Here is a 17944-nt window from a genome sequence, read left to right on the forward strand (position 1 = left end):
GAACCGAATGATCGACGTACTGGCTCTCGCCGCGGAGCATCTCGCCCTCGCCAGGGCGAGCTTGCACGGCCGCAGCGCCCACACCTACCTCAACGAGGGCACGCTGCGTCAGGCGATCATCGCGCTGACCGCGGGGACGGCCCTCGGTGACCACGACGCCCCACCGGCCGCGAGCCTGCACGTCCTGTCGGGGCGGGTCCGGCTCATCGACGACGAGCGGACCGTCGCGCTCGGCGCGGGCCAGACCGCTCCGATCCCGCAGCGGCGGCACTCGCTGGAGGCCGACGAGGAGTCGGTGGTCATCCTCACCAGCGTCGTCAACATCGGCGGCTGAGAGCGCCGGCGCGGACCGCCCCACCTGACGTGGGGCGGTCCGGAACGGCCAGGGCGCGGCCGAGGCGGTCACGGGCGGCCCGTCGCGTCCCGCGCGGGCGGGTTCCGGCACCCGCGCGACGGCGTGACGGTCCGGACCGTCTATCCCGCGAGGCGGCGCCCGTCCGTCGACAACGGTCCCTCGCCGAAATGCGGCAGGTAGTGGCGGAAGAAGATGTCCGCGACGAGCGCGCGCCGGCTGCCCAGGCCGGTCTTGGCGAAGACGCTCTTGAGATGGTCCTGGACCGTGTGGGGGCTGATGTTCAGCCGGCCCGCGATCTGTGTCGTGGAGTGGCCGCGCATGACGTGCTGGGTGATCTGCCGCTCGCGCTCGCTCAGACCGTAGGCGCCGAGGATGACCGCGGTCAGCTCTCCCGGCTCGGGAGGGCCGAGGGAGACGGCGACGAGCCCTTCCTCCTCCTGCCCCATCGACCACGCCTGGAGAGCCACCCATCGGCCGGACCGGGTGAGCGCGCGGGAACGTGCCGTTCCCGACGAGAGCGCGGCGGCGGCCACCGCGCGCAGCGGCCGGGCGTGCTCCGGCGATCCGTCCTGGAGGAGTTCCAGCCAGGTGCGCGCCGTCGGCGACATCGACCGGGTGGCCCCCTCCCGGTCGACGACGACCAGGCCGGGCGCGTCAGGGACCGCGCCGGTGTCCACTCCGGACAGGAGCAGCGAGCGCCGCAGCGCGGCCGTCGCCGGGCGGCCCAGCCGCGCGGCGGCCGCTTCGTCGGCGTCGGTGAACGGCGCGGCACCGTGCTCTCTGCACATCACCAGCAGGCCCCAGACGTGCGGGCCGTCACGAAGGGCGACCCGTAGTTCGTCGCCAAGTCCCTGCGGGCGCAAAATGTCCTGATAATACTTACTAGAGTGGATATTTCCGACTGTTGCGCGACTGAGAAGACTCGTGGTGGACGCGCCATTCGCCAGCTCGCGAAGATTACCCGGATCGTCAGCCTCGACATGTTCGATCTCGAACAGGCGAGGGAGATATTCCGGGGAAAATCCCGCCTCGTTCTGCCCGCCGGTGTCCAGCAGGGTGGACGGATCGATCAGGACCGTGCACCACACGTCAGCGGGCACCCGCCTCAGGACCGCGGAAGCGGTGACGTCGAGCACGTCGAGAGCGCTGTGCTGCCGGGCAAGCCGCTGCTCGAAACCGGCCGAATCAGGGAGCATGCCGCAAATCATAAAGCCGATCCACCGCCCATCCCAGAAAGTTGGGATATACGGCGGCTCCCTTTCCCCGATACATCTGGTCACACAGACACTCGCACCAAATAGTACAAATGGGGGAATAATGAAAAGAACGGGCTTCGCACGCCTGGGAGCGACCGCGTTGCTGATTCTCACGTCGGCGCAGTGGCCGGCGGCCCACGCGTCGGCGGAGACCGCCGGCGCCCCGGCCACCACGGCCACCACGGTGACCACGGTGAGCTGCCGCTCCCTGGCCGGCTCGGGCTCCTACTCCGATCCGCTGCGGCTGGGCACCGTCCGCGGCACCGTCGTGGCGGTGGGCTGCCCGCCGCTGACGTCGGGCGCCGGGTACAACCACCGTTACTTCATCTTCTCCACCGTTCGCACCGCCGCTCGGAACTCGGCGGCGGGCGCCCGCTTCCGGCTGTCGGGCAACCTCTCCGCCGTCCACCCGCGCCTGGCGTCGGGACCCGTGACGGTCCTCCGCTCGCTGCAGCACGGCTTCTGGACCGGCAGCGCCTCCAACCTCACCGGCCGCTACCTGCCGCTCGGCGGGCTGAACCCCGGCACCTACCGGCTGGGCGTGGAGAAACTGCGCAGCCCGCTGTCGTCCCTGTCGACTCCGTGGTTCGATGCCGTTATCGTCATCAACTGACCACGGACCGGCACGGTGACCGCGCCTGCCGGCCCCTGAGCCGGAGGTCTCGCATGCCCCCCGAAGCCGAAGGGAACGCGCCCGATCCCGGCCACGCCGAGCGCTCGGGCGGCGTCCCCGCGGGTGACCGGAACGGCCGCCCCCAGCACGGCGCCGTCCGGTCGTTGCGGGCAAGGATCACGACCCTCCGCAGGGCCGGTGCGGCGGAGCCGAGGAAGCCGCTCCGCAAACGGCGCTTCCGCTTCCCGAGGCGGGGCGGCGGGGAGCGGGGCGGGGCCCGGCCGTACGAGCGGATCATCGCGATCGCGATCGGCCTGTCCACGATCACCGGGGCGGCCGCCTCGTACGCGGCGGTGCGGCTGAACTCGCAGGCCATCGACACCGACCGGCAGGCCGTGGTGGAGACCATCCAGGTGCGGACGGCGGGCGTGGTGGCGCACATGAGCAGCCGGTCGAGGGGCGGCCAGGTCGTGCACTACCGGGCCCTCCACGCCCAGGCCGACGCGATCGAGGCCGTCGACCCCGACGAGGCCAGGACCCTTCGCGAGGTCGCCGACGGCTTCCTCGTCGACCAGTACATCGACCGCCGCCACCTTCCCGGCGCGGGTGCCTCCGCCAAGTGGGACTACGAGATGAGCGAGGCCGCCGTGATCCGCAACTACGAGATCTTCACGGTTCCGGGCGACCAGCCCGCCCGGACCGCGCGACGCGCCGACGCCCTGCACGACCGGGTCGGCCATCTCACCCTCACCGTCGGCGGCACCCTCGCGATCGTGCTCCTGCTGACCGTCGCCCGCCTCGTCGCGCCGCCGCGGCGCGACCGGCTCCTGCGAGCCTCCCTCGGCGGGTACGGGCTGCTCACCGTCCTGGCCCTGTGGCTCTCCCTGGCCCCGGTATGACGGAGGGACCCGGTACGACGGAGGAGTTCGACACCCCGTTCAAGCGCGGGCTCGCGCTCACGATGACCGCGGTGGGCCTGCTCGCGGGAGTGCTCACCTACCTCGGGGGGCAGGCGGGCGCCCAGGAGGACAGGAACGCCCGTGAGGCGCAACGCGCCTCCGTCACCGCGCTGGCCGCCCAGGCGGGGGCGACGGCGGACTCCATGGAGAGCACCGCCAACCTCGGCGCCGCCACCACCGTCAAGCGCCGTCACGACCTCGAGTCACTCCGGGCCACGCTGCTCGGCGAGCGGGAGCACGAGGCCGTCGCCGACCGGCTCCGGCAGGCGTACGGCAAGCTGGACGACTCCTCCCCGCTGCTGGGCGCCGACGCGGTCGCCGCCCAGCGCTACCTCGGTGATCTCAACAGGGAGGCGACCGTGGCGGGCCTCCTGCAGGAGGCGACCCAGGAGACCGCGAGCGCGTGGGGCGACAGGAGCAACACCTACTCGGCGGGGACCGCCCTCCTCGCGATCGCGCTGACCCTGTTCGGCCTGTCCCTGACCGTCGGCGAGGCCAACCGGAACCACCTGGTGCGGCCCGCCGCCGCGATAGTGGCCGTCACCGTCGCCGGCACCCTCGTCCTCCTCGTCGTACCGCCCGTCACGACGCCCCGCGCGGCCGTCGCGGCCGTGGCCGAGGGCGACCGTCTCGCCGGGCTGCGCGAGTACGAGAGCGCGATCGCCCACTACACCCGGGCGATCGCGCTGCGCGACGACTACGCGGTCGCCTACGAGCATCGCGCGAGCGCCCGCGTGATGGCGGCCAGCCCCGAGCGCGTCACGTCGGCGTACGTGTTCAGCACGGCCTCACGCAGCGCGTACGAGGCCGCGGTGGCGGACATGGCCAAGGCCGTCGAGTACGGCGGCGACGAGAAGTACACCGCCCTGGTCAACCTGGGGGGCTTCGAGATCCACCTGGCCGACTACGAGGCGGCCGAGGAGCACAGCCGGGCCGCCGTCGCGCTCAACCCCGGACCGCCGATACCCCGGATGAACCTGCTGCTGGCCCTGCTCGGCCAGAAGAAGACCGCCGAGGCCAGGCGTGCGGCCACCGAGCTGCTCCGGGTGATCAGGAGCCGCCCCGACCCCACCGAACGCAACGAGCTCTACGCCGCCACCCGTACCACCCTCGACCTGGTGTCCGCCCAGCGCGACCACGCCCGGCCCCTCGCCCAGGAGATCAAGGGTGAGCTGGTGCGCGTCCAGGGCGAGGAGCTCGCCCCGAACGCGCGGCCCGCGCCGTCGGCCCGGATCCCGGCGGTCAGGGTGGCCGCGCAGGGTGCCGTCATCCAGGCGACGCTCTCCTACGAGGGCATGTTCAAGGGCGCCAGGATGGCCTCGATCGTCTACTACCGGGCACAGCCGGGCGACGAGTGGCTGCAGCGCTCCGACCTGGTCAGCATCCAGCCCTGGCAGCCCGAACAGCCCTCGGGCACCACGTCCTGGACGGTCGTCGACGCCGCCTGCCCCGCGACCGGCGAGTACCGGGTCGAGTTCTACGCCGAGGGCCGCCTGCTGGCCGGCGCGGGCGCCACCCGGTCGACCGGCACCGGCGTCGGCCTGACCGGGTACGCCGACTGGGCCGGCGGCATCGCCCTGTGCCGCCCCGACGGCTGGGCCTTCTCCCACGACCGGGCCGGCACCGCCGACCTGACCTCACCCAACAGGCTCCACCACCTGGCGATCAGGGTCCTGCGCATCGCCCCGCCCGCCTCTGCCGCGTCCCGCGCCCGAATCCTGAGCACGGTCCGCGAACAACTGGAGCGCACCCTCCCCGCCCGCCCGCTGAGCACCCGGCCCCCGGCCGACGCGAACTTCGGCGGTTTTCCCGGCACCGCCTGGTGGATGACGCTCCCCGACGCCGAGGTGGCCTACCTCTGGGCGGCCCTCGACGACACCGGCAGGCTGCGCACCTTCGTCGCCCGCTTCCCCGAGAACGACCCGGAGGTGCTGAACAACGTCATCGGCTACCTCCGCTTCGTCTGATCCCGCACCCGGGGGACGCCTCTCCCAGGTGCGGGACCCGGCGGGGCCGGAACGGCCTCGCGATCACCAGGCCGCCCCCAGCGCCTGCCGCGGCGAGCCCTTCGGGCGCGGGTCCCCGGGACCGTGGTGAACCAGGGTGGTGATCCTCCAGTCGTTCCACCTGCTCAGCGGGAAGACGTCGCCCATGAACAGCACGTGCCGCCCGGTGACGTCGTAGCGGATCAGGCTCCACCGGGCGGCGGCCCTGTCGCCGAGGCTCGCGGCGACCAGCCCGCTGATCCTGCCTCCGCCCGTGACGGGGTACTCGTCGATGCGGTAGCGGCTCACCCGGCCCGTGGGCGGCCGGGTGCGCCCGACCAGCATGGTGCGGCCGTCCGGGCTGATCGTCGCGGCCGTGACCTCCTGTCCCCCGACCACGACGCGAGCGGTCGCGAGCGTGGTGCCGGCGGCGGCCGTGTCCAGGACCCGGGCCTCGGACTTCGCCACGAAACCGAGCGTCCGGTGATCGGCCGTCCACGACAGGTGCTCGATCCGTTCCACGACGTCCGTCGTCCAGACGCGTGTCGTCCCCGCGGGCAGATCGACGACCGTGAGCCGGGCGCCGGGACAGAAGCGCGACGTCCTGTCCTTGCCGCACACCTTGCCGTCGAGGCTGTAGGCCAGCCGGGCGCCGTCACCGGTGACGGCGAGGGAACTCGCGGCCGTACCGGTCACCGCGGGGATCACATCGCGGGTCAGATCGGCCACCTTCCCCATCTTGTCGACCCGCACCCGGTGAAATCGGGTGGTGCTCACGTGCGTCCGGCGGGACGTGACGCTCCGGGCGACGTAGAACGCCGTACCTTCGCCGGTCCCGGCGAGCAGGTACCCGCCGGGATCCCGGAAGCTCCCCTCCGGGGTTCGCGGCACCCCGACCCTGTCGGTGACCGTCCCGGTGAGCGCGTCGCGGACCGTCACCCCGTCGTCGTCGGCGACCAGCAGGAAACGCGGTCCCGAGGAGACCTCCATCGTGGGCCTCACCGTGGGCTCCACCGCGGGCTCCACCGCGGCCGGGCCGCGCGTCCACGCCGGGACGGCCACGCTCACGGCCACGACGAGGAGAGCCGCCACCAGCGGGACGGCCAGGGCGAGCCCGCGCCGGCGCGGGGCGGCCTCCACCCGCACGGCCTCCTCGGCGGGGCGCAGGGCCTCGGCGCGTACCAGTTCGGCACCGGCGGCGAAGGCGTCACGGAGCCGGTCTTCGATCCGCGGGCTCATCGGGTCTCCTCCAGTTTCACGGCGAGCGCCCTGAGGGCTCGAGAGGTGGTCGACTTCACCGTTCCGCGGCTGACCCCCATGGCCTCGGAGATCTCCGCCTCCGACAGGTCGAGGTAGTAGCGCAGCACCACGGCCTCGCGCTGGCGGCGCGGCAGCGCGCGTACGGCCACCAGCACCTCACGACGCGTCTCGCCCAGCAAGGTGGCGGCCTCCGCCGACCAGAACGGGGTTTCCCGGTCACCGGTGAACCGGCCGACGACCACCCGCCGCCGGTGGACCATGCGGCACCCGTTCACCACGGCCACCCGGAGGTAGGGCAGCATCCGGTCGTGGTCGGCCAACCGGCTCCACCGGCGCTGGAGCGCCGCGAAGGCGTCCTGAACGACGTCCTCGGCCGTCTCCTGGTCCCCCACCAGCAGAAATGCCAGACGGACGAGGCCAAGCCGGTGAGCCAGGAACAACTCGGCCACGGCGGCGTCTTCGGAAGCCCCGTCCACCGGCCGCTCCGCCGTCGGTGGCGGTTCCATCACCGCTCGTCGAATCTGAGATCGCATACCTCTTCCATGCACGAACCGCCGTCCAGGTTGCCTCACCGGGCCCGGGAAAAGTGCCCGGCCCTCCGAGGGGCGAGTGACACCCCGGCCGAAGGAGTGCCGGGTCACCCGGGGGCCGCACATGCCGAAGGCCCCACCCTGAGCTGGGGCCGCCGACCGCGCGGGCCCCGCCAATCGGCGGCGCCTCAGGTCCAGCCGCCCATTTGGCCGGCACCGTCGCCCCGGCCAAAGCCCGCTCGCCCAGCCGCCCCAGTGGCGCGTAAGGCACCGGGGCAGCCCTGACTGCTACGCCAAGAAAGCGACAATCCACTCACTCGGCGGAAACACACTTATCCATTCTCGGCTTTCCCGAACGCCGCAAATGCGGGCTCATCTGTCGGTGGCTCGTGTTTACATCTCACGTAAGCAACTACCCGGCAAAACGCCACCGACATTTTCAGGGAGTCGCCATGTCTCAAGGCAGGTATTATCGGCGCGGACACTGGGTCAACAGACCGAAACCGAAAAGCGCGAAGGGTTCCGGCTGGATCCTCCTGGCCGCCATAGCCGCCCTCGCATGGTTTTGGAATCAGAGCGGCGATGAGCAGCCCACCCCGGCTCAACCGCCGTCCTCGGTGTCGGAGCCCGCACCCCCGGCCCAGGCCCCGGCCCCCGAGCAAGCCGTCGACGCCGACCAGGAGCCACCACCCCCCGACCCGACCGAGGCGCCGTGAAACGCCGCATCAGATCGCTTCGGCGGCGCCTTCCCCGGCCGCGCATGCCCGCCGGGCCGGCGGAATGGTGCGCCGCCGCCGTCATCACACTCGTCACCGGCTCTTTCGCGATTCAGATCATCACCATCGTTGTCGACGCTATTTCCAGCACCTGGTACATCGGGGTTTCAGTGGGAGTGTGCGCCGTTCTGGCGATTATCGGATGGTCTCAATGGAAGGCTGTTACCGTCCGGCAGCGTTCTGCGCGGCTGCGCCATCTGCAACTGACGTTGCCGCAACTGGATGCGATGAATCCCACCGATTTCGAGCGGGCCGTGCGTGACCTCATGATCCGAGACGGCATCGCGGCTCGGCACGTGGGACAGCGCGGAGACAAGGCGGCCGACGTCATCGGCCGAGAGCACGGCGGCTATGTCATCGTCGTGCAGTGCAAGCACACCACCACCGCCGCCAAGGTCGGCTCCCGGGTGATCTACGAGGTCAACGGCACAGCCGCCGCCGCGCACGGCGGCGATGTCGCCGTGGTGGTCACCAACGGCTCCTTCACCCGCGATGCCCGCCAGACGGCCGATGACTTCCGTATCCACCTGCTCGGCCGTGACGAGCTCAGCCGCTGGGCCACCGGCGAGGCGTCCCTTCAGCGACTACTGAGACTGACCACCCCGCTGCGGCGCTGGCGGCGTCTACGCCACACCTCTTCCCGGCTCATCCACCACCGTTCTACCCCGCGCCACGACACCCTCCGGCCCTGAAACGGATGTGCGCCGAACGAGCATGGTGCCGCCCGCATCAGCTCGGCGGCCACCGGCGTGGCTGGTGGTTACGGTCCCCGTTCACCGAAGAGGTCGGTGGCGGCGGGCACGACGTCGAACGGCAGGTCCCGACCGTCTCGACACTGCCGCCCTGACCGCAGCCGGGGTGGTGAGGACCCACAAGGCGAACAGTCAACAGGCGTGCACCCGATCTCCAGCCAAGGGGTGAGGGCGAGAAGATCACGGTTGGGCTGTTCGTACAGGTGTTCCGGTTGGTCGATCCGCCGGATTTGGATCTCGTGATGGGGTTGCATGGCGAGGGATGGGAGGGCTTACGCTTTTCCGTCAACGCTTGCCGGGGTCCGTGCGCCTCACCCGGGGCGGCCTTCGCGGTCGCCCCGATGGCGCCGGACAGCGGCCGGGCGATCGTCTGTTTCGCTTCCCGCGATTGCGGGAAGGGTGAACGGACCATGAAGGCCTCAGGGTAAATCGGGATCATCGGCCGCGTATCGCCGGGAATCTTGCTATACCGGACGGTCGGGCGTCGGAGACCGTTTTACCCTGAGGCCTTGTTTCAGGAATGCATCGGGACTATCGGAAGAAGGCCCAGGCCGCGGTTGCCGCCGCGATCAAGATGCAGGCGCGGGCGGTCCGGGCATTGTTGTCGACAATGTCCCGGATCGTCCGCGCCACCTCCCCCATCCAGGAACGATCCACCCCGGGCTCGGGCTCTCCGGGCTCGGGCGCCCCGTCCGCTTCCCGCGGCGGTTGCGAGTCGGTCATCTGTTTCCTTTCGTTGCCGAACTCGGACTTTTGTCTCTAATACGGCGAAAGGCCCGCGCAGAACTCTCCTGGTCGTGCACACGTGGAGGATTCCGCAGCGAGCCATACGCACTTCCCCGGCAACGGCCGGCGAGCCAAGGGGACGCATGCCGGATACGCCCAACCCAGGCCCGGCCTGCCCCACCGGAGTCTGTCGGAGCAACTCAACAGCCCCGGCCTCACCATTCGCAACCGATTCCACACACTCCAGCGACCATCACCCTTAGTGACCAAACAAGTGCACAATGGTAGATTTCGTCGACCCATACTCCCAGCGCCCCTTACACCTGTACTGACCAGCGACAATGCTCACATATCGTTTGGCCTGGAGCGTTCGATCTTGCTCGGCGGACGGGAATCACAGCGCCGACTAGAACGAAAATCCGGTTATCCCGATCGAGTGATCTTCACTCGAAGATCAACAAAAAACCAGAAGATCTCCGACGATGCGCTACACACACCCAAAACAAACAGCGAGCCCCCAAAACAACCACCCGATGCTTCTGATGTGAAAAATATTCTTTTTCACCGGCGCCATAACGGGATGACAACGGTGGACGCGATCGGTAACGACAACCAATGGCGATGCGGCCATCTTCCTGTCACGGACACCATTCGTGACGACACCCTGCTCATACGACAGATGCGCGACGCTATCGAGATGACCGACGACGACGCAGCACCGGCTCGCCCGCGCCCACCCGCTCGACGAGTTCGGCCGACCGAGCACCGGCCCCTCGGATCCCGATCTCCTCAGCCGTACCCGACGGTTCGGACTCCTCGCCGATGTCCGTCCTATGCACGCCCGACATCGTGTCGGCCCCGCCGCGAACCACGTGACCGAGCGGAAGACACCATGCCTCGCCTGCGGAGACACCGCCGTTCGAAGCAGATGACGTGTCTCCCAACGCCACCCCTGCTTCGGAAGAGGAGAACGCCGTGACATCGCAAGTCGAAAAGGCCACGATTACCGGTGGATCTCATCCCAGAAACCGCCGCGCGCCCCGCAGTTCGGTCCGAAGCCGCCGCTGAGTGATGCCGCACTCCAGGCGTACGTCCATCGGACCGGGCACGTCGGTGTCTGCTCGCCGGTCTGAAGGCAACCGGTCCGAATCGAGTCCATCGCGCCGGGCGATGAGCAGTCCCAGCTCGTATCGGCTCACCGCATCGGCTCCGGCGACATGGTGGATGCCGTGATACTCGGATACGGCGAGTTCGAGGAGCGCCGCAGCGAGATCGACGACATGCACGGGACATCGCACGTCGTCGGTGAACAGCATTCCCTTTTTCCTGCCAGTGGCCAGTGAATGCACCAGCGCCTCGTGCGAAGAGTCACCGTCACCGATGATCAAGGATGTCCGGGCTGTCACCGAGGTCGGCGCGACCGCGGCATCCGCGGCATCTCCTGATCGGGTCAGGTAGGTCGCTGCCACCTCATGCCCGGCCGCCAAGCACTGCCCCCGAGACCCCGTTAAGCATTTCGTAAGGGATCATTCGTGCACCGGTGCATAGGGTCGCTTGTGGCGGGCCGCCTCCGATCTTCCCTTCCTTCAGGAGACCTCCATGCGACGCACCTCCCTAGTGCTCAGTGCGCTCGTCGCACTGCCCCTCGCCGCCGTTTCGGCACCCGCGGCTCATGCCGTGCCCGCTTCGGCCGTCCATGCCGACGAGTGCCCGCCGACCACCGACAGGTGGGAGGTGGCCGACCTCGGTTTCCAGGGATACCCGAGAGACATCAACAACCGCGGGCAGATCATCGGAGACGACCCCGAAACGGACCGCGGTTTTCTCTGGGAGGACGGCCGGCTGACCGACCTGGGAACCCTCCCCGGTGGTTGGCGCAGCATCGCCACGGGCATCGACGACGAGGGCCGGATCACCGGAACGTCCGCTGTCGCCGGTGACGTCAAAGACCACGCGTATCTCTGGCAGAACGGGCAGATGCGCGACATCGGCACTTTCCTTCCCGACGCGGTCAGCCGCGGCGTGGTGGTCGGCGGGTTCATCGACACCACCCAGCCCGTCGACACCAACCGCTGGCGGGCCGTCCGCTGGCGCGACGGGAAGCTCACCCGGCTCAAGCTCGCACCTGCGAGCCACGCTCGCGACGTGAACGAGACGGGGCAGGTGGCCGGCTCTCACGGGATCACGGGAGATTTCACCCCCTACTACAAGCGCACCGACCGGGCCTACCTCCTGGAAGGGGAGAAGGTCCACGACCTCGGCACGCTGGGCAGCAACTGGAGCGAGTCCCTGGCCGTCAACGACCGCGGCCAGGTGGTCGGGCACTCCTCCACGCGAGCGGACGGCTTCGGCACCGACGGCTTCTTCTGGAGCCCGCAGACGGGGATCAAACTCCTGCCCCGCCTCCAGGGCGAGGCCAGAGTCACCGACATCAACGACAGCGAACTGATCGCCGGCTACTTCACCTGCTCGACCGCCCCCTACGGTCCCGCCGGCCCCGCCGTGTGGACCGGCCACGAGGCCGACCCGCGACTGCTGCCCCTGCTCTCCGGCTTCTCCGGCGCCCGCGTCATCGCCGTCAACGACAGGGGTGAGATGGTCGGCACCGCCCACAGCCTCAACGGCGGCGGCCCCTTCACCGTCGTGATGTGGCGCCCCAAGGGCTGACCCTGTCCGGGACGGCCCGCGTACGGGCGCCGTCAAGAGATACGGGTGCCGTCAAGAGAACCGTCGAGCAAACGGCACCCCGGCACGGCTCGGCCGAGATGCGGCACCGCGACGGGCGCCGCACCTCTGAGCCCACCCGTGGAGCGCGTCGGCAGTGGGGCGGGCGTCGCCCACCCGAGCTGTGCCTCAAGACAGACGAACCTCACCCTCAACGGGTCACGCCGTCCCAGCACGCGGCGGCCATCACCTCGTCGAGCAGGCGCAGCGACGCCTGACGCTCCTCGATCTCGGCGACCAGCCGCACCCGCACCGTCTCCAGTTCCCCGGTCAGCTCGCCGGACAGCACGACCCCCGCGGCGTCGCGGCACGCCGCGGGCAGCACCTCGGCGACCTTGGCGCTGGACAGGCCCGCCGCGTACAGCAGCTGGATGCAGCCGACCACGTCCACGGCGGCCCGGGTGTACTCGCGGTAGCCGTTGGCGGCCCGCGCCGGCACCAGCAGGCCCTGCTCCTCGTAATAGCGCAGTGCCCGCACGCTCATGCCGGTGCGCCGCGCCAGCTCACCGATCCGCATACCCGGCAGCCTAGGCGCTTGACCTTCACACCGACGTGAGGCTTTACGTTTCCCCCGGGACCCGCGTCGCGGGTCGATGCGTCCAGCCATACATGGGGGAGACATGTCATCGGCAACCGTTCTGGTCATCGGGGCCACCGGGGCGATCGGCTCCGCACTCGTCGACAGGCTCGTTCCCGATCATCGGGAAGGACGCCTGCGCCTGGTCGTGGCCACCCGTCGTCCGGATGCCGCGGCCTGGTCGCGGGAGCGCGGGGTCGAGGTGCGCCGTCTCGACCTGGACGAGGCCGAGACCACCGGGCTGCAGGCGGTACGGCCCGCGTTCGCGGATGTCGACCGGGTGTTCCTGCTCACCGGCTACGACGTGAGGATGCTGGCGCGATCCAAGGCGGCCGTGGACGCGGCCAAGGCCGAGGGCGTCTCCCATGTGGTCCATGTCGGGGTGTCCGCCGCCGAGGACACCACCATCGTCCATTTCGCGTGGCACCAGCTCGTCGAGGCGTACATCGAACGCTCGGGGCTCGGCCACACGCACCTGCGACCCGCCTCCTTCATGCAGAACCTGCGGTTGAGCCTGGGGGCGCCGGGCGTGCTCACGCACTTCGTCGGCGAAGCGCGGCCGAACTGGGTGGACGTCGCCGACATCGCCGAGGTCGCGGCCACCGTGCTGCGCGATCCGGGACCGCACGCCGGGCGCTCCTACGACCTGGCCGCCGAGGCGGCGTCGCTGAGCGAGATCACCGAACTGCTGGGCGAGGTGACCGGACGGCCCTGGCGGTACGAGCCGGCCGAACCGCGGGTGTTCTACGAGAACATGGTCGCGGCAGGCGCCGACCCCGTCTACATGGCGTGCGTCCGCAACGTCTTCGAACGCACGCGAAACGGCTCGCTGATCGAGCCGGACGGCGTCTTCGGCACGATCGAGGCGGTGGCGGGCCGCCCCGCGACGTCCTTGCGGGAATTCCTGGAGAGCAACCGCGCCCTGTTCTCCGGTTGATACCGCGGTGTCACCGTACGCGGACCCGAAGTCCCGGACCGGACCGGACCGGCGGCGCCACCCCGCACCACAGGCGGCCAGGTGGACGGGGAGGGCCGGCCCGATGCCGCCGCGTGGTGTGGAGCCTCACCGGGAAGGGGCCACGGGCCCGTCCTCGTCGTCGATCAGCAGGAAGTCGGGCCGGTTCTCGCGCCACTCGGGCACGTCCATCGAGTTGAGCACGGAGACCAGCTTCTTCTCCTCGTAGATGAAGTGCGTCTGCATGATCGCCGACAGCGCCGCCACCTCCTCGCGCACCTTGGAGGCCGTGGCCGGGTCGGGCTTCTCCGGAAGGGACTCGAGCAGTTTCTGCAGGTTCCCCAGCAGCCAGTCCAGCTGGTTGTGGTCCGTGCGCAGTTCGGAGAGGACCTTGCGCAGCTCGGGGAACTCCTCGGCGATCGCCGGGAACGCGCCCCTGTCCTCGCCGGTGTGGTGGCGCGTCAACGCCGTGCAGAAGGAAAGACAGTGGGCACGCAGATCCCGTGGCGGAAGCCCCTTGCCGTCGAAGTAGTCGTCGACGCTGTCCTGGAGGTCCTCCAGCATCTCGCGAAGCCAGATGTGCACTTCGAGCAACTGGGTGCCCATGGCGGTGAGGCGGCTGCCCGCCTCGGAACGTGCGTTCATGCTCTTCCTCCGGATGGGGTGCTCGGCCCAGTGTCCTCGAAGTCCCGCGTGAGCGCGCGCGGCGGGCTCCGGTGTGGCCGTGGCGGCGTCCGGGAGCGCCGCGTGAGCATCAACCGTGGCCGTAGCGGGCGAAGCCGCCACGGGCCTCCCCCGCCGGTGACGTGACCCGGCCGGGGTACGGCGCCGCGGCGGGCGCCGTACCCCGGCCGGGGGCCCGGATCAGGAGTTGGTGATGGTGATGTCGTCGATGTAGGCGGTGAAGGCGCCGGCCGCGCCGGCGCGGTCGTAGCCGACGAGGATCTTGTCGATGGTCTTGCCGTTCAGCGCGGAGCCGAAGTCGCTCTGGATCCGCGTCCACGAGCCGATCGTGCCCTTGGCCGCGCCCGGGTGCATGTCGGTGCCGGTGGTCGTGGCGGCGGCGCTGTCGCGGAGCGTGGTGCCGTCCGTCATCACGAAGTCCACCGCGACGTTGCGGCCGCCCGCGTCCTTCGGCAGGAAGGAGTACTGCAGCTTGGTCGCGGCGGTCACCGGGATGTTCACGTCGAACACCTGGAAGTAGGCGTGCGAGGCCGCGGTGGAGGCGGCGCTGCCCCGGATGCGCAGGGCGGACGCGCCGATCTGGTTGTCCTCACCGGTCGCGACCGCGAGCGACTGGCCGGTGACGTTGGTGGTGCCGCCGCCGCCCGGGGTGTTCGTCCACGTCGGCTGGGCGTCGGTGCCCTGCTCCACGCTGGTGCGGAAGAAGACCGGACCGGCGCTGAGCGGGATGGGCACCGTGGTCACCAGCGGGTCGAGACCGGTGATCATGCGGGTGGCCCTGCCCGCCAGGCGCAGGTAGAAGTCCGACGACACGTACTTGCCGTCGGCGCTGGTGGTCAGGAAGTACTGGTTGGTCGGCACCTGCGAGGAGTCCTCGGCGCCCGGCGCGAGGGCCGTGCCCTCGTCGTACTCGTCGAACATAGCGATGAACGCCTGCGGCACCCCCGCCCGGCGCACGCCGACGGCCTGCTCCCACATGAAGTCGCCGGACCGGCGCGGGATCATGTTGCGCGCGCCGCCGTTCCAGTTGGACCAGGCGAAGCCCGGGTAGATGACCGGCTGGTAGGCCTGGCCGGTCGCGTTCAGCGCGTCACGGTCGCCGGCGAGCAGCCCGCTCGTGTCGCCGACGTACCCCACCATCCACGGCGAGATCATGTCGAACGCCCGGTACACCGGGCCGAACCCGGGCTTGCCGTCCGCGCCCGAACGCCACTCGCGCGGCACGCCGCCGATGACGTACAGGCCGCGGTCCTTGAACCAGCGCACGATGCGCTCGGCCTGGGCGGCCGTGCCGGGGCGGTCCGAGAAGCCGAAGCCCCAGATCTCGACCACGGGCTTGCCGTTCTCCCTGGCGTACGCCGGGGAGTCGGTGAGGCGGAGCTGGCCGGTGACCACGTCGGTCCAGTCCCGGGTGAGGACCTGCTCCACGTTGGCGTCGGTCAGGCCGCTGACGTCGTACTCGACGTAGAAACCGCGGCCGTGCCTCTCGGCGGCGTCCCTGGCCCTGGAGGTGATCGTGTTGCGGACCTGGGCGTTGGCCGAGCCGGGCTCGACGACGTCGGCGCCGAAGCGCTGGATCGCGGCGCCGTCGATGCCGTGCTGGCTCATCCACTGGAAGTGCTGGTCGACCACGGCCGTCGGATAGGAGGAGAAGAGCGTCGCGGGCTGGCCGTTGCCGAGTGCCGCGTACCCGGTCTGGTATCTGGCCGAGGCGGGGTACTTGCTCATGTCCGGGTAGAGCTCGAAGGTCTGGTTGCCCGGTGAGGGCTGTGTCCCGCGGGACCAGTGCCGCCAGTGGTTGAGCGGCGAGCCGTCGCCCTGGGCGTTGAACCACCCCTGGTAGCCGGCGTAGACCTTGTTCTTCACGGTGGGCGGGGCGGCGGCCTGCGCGCCGAGGGCCGGGGTCGCGGCCGACCAGCTCAGGGCGGCCGCGAGGAGGGAGACGGCCAGCGTCGCTCTCAGGAGGGGTTTGTGGCGGTTATTCACGAATTAGCCTTCGGTGGGGGGTGACGGAGGTTACGGATATGTAAATCCATTGGATTGACTATGTCAATCCACGCGGAATCCCGGTCACCGTCTCTGTAAAGTCCCCCGCCCTCGGCGGGAGCGGTCACACGGCGTCCGGGTGCGCCGTTCGCGTCCGTGAGCCCAGGCTGGGCGTGAACACCTCGTGGAACACGCTGGACGCGGCCCCCACCGCCGCCGCGGCCCGGTTGAGGTGCGACTGGGCGACCTCCACCTCGCGCAGGTGCCTGGCCATCGGGAACCCGTTGACGGCGGCGGCGATCTGCCCGTGGTAGATGTCGGCCACGGCGGGCAGGACGGCGGGCCCGCCGATGATGAGCAGCTCGACGTCCAGCAGGTCGATGAGCCCGGCGGCGCCCAGGCCGATCACGCGGGCCACCTCCTCGATCACCGTGACCGCCCGCCGGTCGCCGCGCGCCGCGGCCTCGCAGACCCACTCGTAGGCGGCGTCACCCGGCGGGACCACCATGCCCGCGGCGCCGGCGCGGTCCACCACCGCGGACGTCGGGGCGCACTCGGGGACGAGGTCGGGACCGCCCTCCGGGGTGAGCCGGCCGGTCGCGATCGCGCACAACTGGCCGACCTCGCCCGCGTTGCCCGTACGTCCCCGGTAGACGTCGCCGTTGAGGAAGGCGCCGCTCCCGACACCGGCGCCCAGGTAGAGATAGACGAAGTCGTCGGCGCGGTCGGCCGCGCCGAGCCAGCGCTCGCCGATCGCCGCCGCCGTGGAGTCCTTCTCGACGATGACGGTGACGTCCAGCCGGGTGGCCAGCTCGGCCTTGAGCGCCACGTGCTTCCAGTCCCGGAACAGCGGCGGGTCGAGCAGCAGGCCGGCTCGGGGGTCGAGCGGGCCCGGCACGGCGACCCCCACACCCAGCAGGGCCTCGGAGGCGGGGTGGGCGGCCTCGGCGGACTCCAGTGCCAGGCGGGTCATCTGCGCCAGGCACCACTGCGGGTCGGCCTGTTCCGGCAGGGGCAGGTGCCGCTGGTCGAGCAGGTCGCCGCACAGGTCGACGGCCACCACGGTGATCATCTTCGGGTCGAGGTGGACGCCGATGGCCGAACCGGCGTCAGGACGCAGCCGCAGCGGCACCCGCGGCTTGCCGGCGCCCGCCGACTGGCGGGCGTCCTCGGTCAGCAGGCCCGAGGTGAGCAGGTTACGGGTGATCCGCGACACCGCCTGCGGCGTGAGACCGGTGCGCTCGGCGATCTCCACCCTGCTCGTGGACACGGCCTGCCGGATGCTCTCGATCACCAGCTTCTCGTTGTAGGAGCCGAGGGCGAGCTGGTTGAAGGCACGAAGCGCCGGACGTGTCCCGGCCTGCGACCGGAGCCGGCCTCCCCCGCCCTCGCGCCGGCCCGGCATCGGCTCGGCCTGGAGCGGGCGCCCGGCGCGCGAGCGGCGCTCGGGACCGCCTCCGGGGGACTGCCGCATACCGGGACCGCCCACGCCGGGAGCGGGCGTCCCGCCCGGCACGCCACGGGTGGGGCGCCATCCCGCGTCCCGGGCGTGGGGCGGAAACGACGGCGCGCTCCACGGTGAGGTCGACGGGCTCTCCGAATCCGCCGCCGTCCGCACCGGCTCGCGCTCTCCGTCCACTTCACGCATGCCCTCATCCAACACCCTCCCCGCGCCGACGAAAAGCGCCGCCTCCTCCGCGGGCCGCCCCGTCCGTAGCCGGTCCGTCCGGGTTCCCGTGGTGGCGCGGTCTGGTCCGGCTGTGTCTAAGGTGATCTCGTGTCTGCCCCGCTGAACGTCACGAAGAC

15 protein-coding genes are annotated in these 17944 nt (G+C 70.6%); 7 read left to right on the forward strand and 8 right to left on the reverse strand.

The window, feature by feature from the left end:
- Positions 1-7 precede the first annotated feature (7 nt).
- A complete protein-coding gene (locus ACTOQ3_RS38765) occupies positions 8-334 on the forward strand; it encodes a cupin (RefSeq protein ID WP_440088680.1) in 327 nt (108 codons plus the stop codon).
- 140 nt (positions 335-474) lie between these two features.
- Here the strand turns inward: ACTOQ3_RS38765 and ACTOQ3_RS38770 are convergent, their stop codons facing one another.
- A complete protein-coding gene (locus tag ACTOQ3_RS38770) occupies positions 475-1551 on the reverse strand; it encodes a helix-turn-helix transcriptional regulator (RefSeq protein WP_440088681.1) in 1077 nt (358 codons plus the stop codon).
- Positions 1552-1711: 160 nt separating this feature from the next.
- Between ACTOQ3_RS38770 and ACTOQ3_RS38775 the strand changes: the two genes are divergently transcribed.
- From ACTOQ3_RS38775 to ACTOQ3_RS38785, 3 genes are read left to right on the forward strand one after another with little or no spacing between them, the layout of a single operon-like run.
- Positions 1712-2224: a hypothetical protein gene (locus ACTOQ3_RS38775; RefSeq protein WP_440088683.1), complete on the forward strand. Its 513-nt coding sequence runs from the start codon at positions 1712-1714 to the stop codon at positions 2222-2224.
- A 53-nt stretch (positions 2225-2277) separates the two neighbouring features.
- Entirely contained in the window at positions 2278-3123 is an 846-nt protein-coding gene (locus ACTOQ3_RS38780; protein WP_440088684.1) for a hypothetical protein, read from the forward strand.
- A complete protein-coding gene (locus ACTOQ3_RS38785) occupies positions 3120-5150 on the forward strand; it encodes a hypothetical protein (RefSeq protein ID WP_440088686.1) in 2031 nt (676 codons plus the stop codon). The genes ACTOQ3_RS38780 and ACTOQ3_RS38785 overlap by 4 nt, the downstream gene beginning before the upstream one ends.
- A 63-nt stretch (positions 5151-5213) precedes the next feature.
- Here ACTOQ3_RS38785 and ACTOQ3_RS38790 read toward each other — a convergent pair whose 3' ends face one another.
- Both ACTOQ3_RS38790 and ACTOQ3_RS38795 read right to left on the reverse strand, forming a co-directional pair.
- Positions 5214-6407, reverse strand: coding sequence for a hypothetical protein (locus ACTOQ3_RS38790; protein ID WP_440088688.1), 1194 nt, complete (start codon positions 6405-6407; stop codon positions 5214-5216).
- Complete coding sequence (locus ACTOQ3_RS38795) at positions 6404-6904, reverse strand: SigE family RNA polymerase sigma factor (RefSeq protein ID WP_440088690.1); 501 nt, start codon at positions 6902-6904, stop codon at positions 6404-6406. Before ACTOQ3_RS38795 ends, ACTOQ3_RS38790 begins: the two co-directional genes overlap by 4 nt.
- A 766-nt stretch (positions 6905-7670) precedes the next feature.
- Between ACTOQ3_RS38795 and ACTOQ3_RS38800 the strand changes: the two genes are divergently transcribed.
- On the forward strand, positions 7671-8426 hold the full coding sequence (locus tag ACTOQ3_RS38800) for a restriction endonuclease (protein WP_440088692.1): 756 nt from the start codon (positions 7671-7673) through the stop codon (positions 8424-8426).
- Positions 8427-10228: 1802 nt separating this feature from the next.
- Here ACTOQ3_RS38800 and ACTOQ3_RS38805 read toward each other — a convergent pair.
- On the reverse strand, positions 10229-10681 hold the full coding sequence (locus ACTOQ3_RS38805) for a sugar nucleotide-binding protein (protein ID WP_440088694.1): 453 nt from the start codon (positions 10679-10681) through the stop codon (positions 10229-10231).
- Positions 10682-10811: 130 nt separating this feature from the next.
- Here ACTOQ3_RS38805 and ACTOQ3_RS38810 point away from each other — a divergent pair, with 130 nt between their 5' ends.
- Positions 10812-11879 carry a hypothetical protein gene (locus tag ACTOQ3_RS38810; RefSeq protein ID WP_440088695.1) on the forward strand — a complete coding sequence of 356 codons (1068 nt, stop codon included), beginning with the start codon at positions 10812-10814 and terminating at the stop codon, positions 11877-11879.
- A 208-nt stretch (positions 11880-12087) separates the two neighbouring features.
- On the opposite strand, the gene ACTOQ3_RS38815 is transcribed toward ACTOQ3_RS38810, so the two are convergent.
- Entirely contained in the window at positions 12088-12453 is a 366-nt protein-coding gene (locus ACTOQ3_RS38815) for a MerR family transcriptional regulator (protein ID WP_440088697.1), read from the reverse strand.
- Between the two features lie 103 nt (positions 12454-12556).
- On the opposite strand from ACTOQ3_RS38815, the gene ACTOQ3_RS38820 reads away from it, so the two are divergent.
- Positions 12557-13450 (forward strand): NmrA family NAD(P)-binding protein, encoded by an 894-nt coding sequence (locus ACTOQ3_RS38820; protein ID WP_440088699.1) that lies wholly within the window; start codon positions 12557-12559, stop codon positions 13448-13450.
- Positions 13451-13576: 126 nt separating this feature from the next.
- Here ACTOQ3_RS38820 and ACTOQ3_RS38825 read toward each other — a convergent pair whose 3' ends face one another.
- From ACTOQ3_RS38825 to ACTOQ3_RS38835, 3 genes are all read right to left on the reverse strand, one after another.
- Entirely contained in the window at positions 13577-14113 is a 537-nt protein-coding gene (locus ACTOQ3_RS38825; protein ID WP_440088700.1) for a hemerythrin domain-containing protein, read from the reverse strand.
- 219 nt (positions 14114-14332) lie between these two features.
- The gene (locus tag ACTOQ3_RS38830; RefSeq protein WP_440088702.1) at positions 14333-16138 is read right to left on the reverse strand and encodes a glycoside hydrolase family 71/99-like protein; all 1806 of its coding nucleotides are present in this window, start codon (positions 16136-16138) and stop codon (positions 14333-14335) included.
- A gap of 124 nt (positions 16139-16262) precedes the next feature.
- The gene (locus tag ACTOQ3_RS38835; protein WP_440088703.1) at positions 16263-17786 is read right to left on the reverse strand and encodes an ROK family transcriptional regulator; all 1524 of its coding nucleotides are present in this window, start codon (positions 17784-17786) and stop codon (positions 16263-16265) included.
- Positions 17787-17944: the final 158 nt, after the last annotated feature.

The organism is Streptosporangium sp. LJ11 (genome assembly GCF_051918945.1).
In the GTDB taxonomy this organism is placed as follows: domain Bacteria; phylum Actinomycetota; class Actinomycetes; order Streptosporangiales; family Streptosporangiaceae; genus Streptosporangium.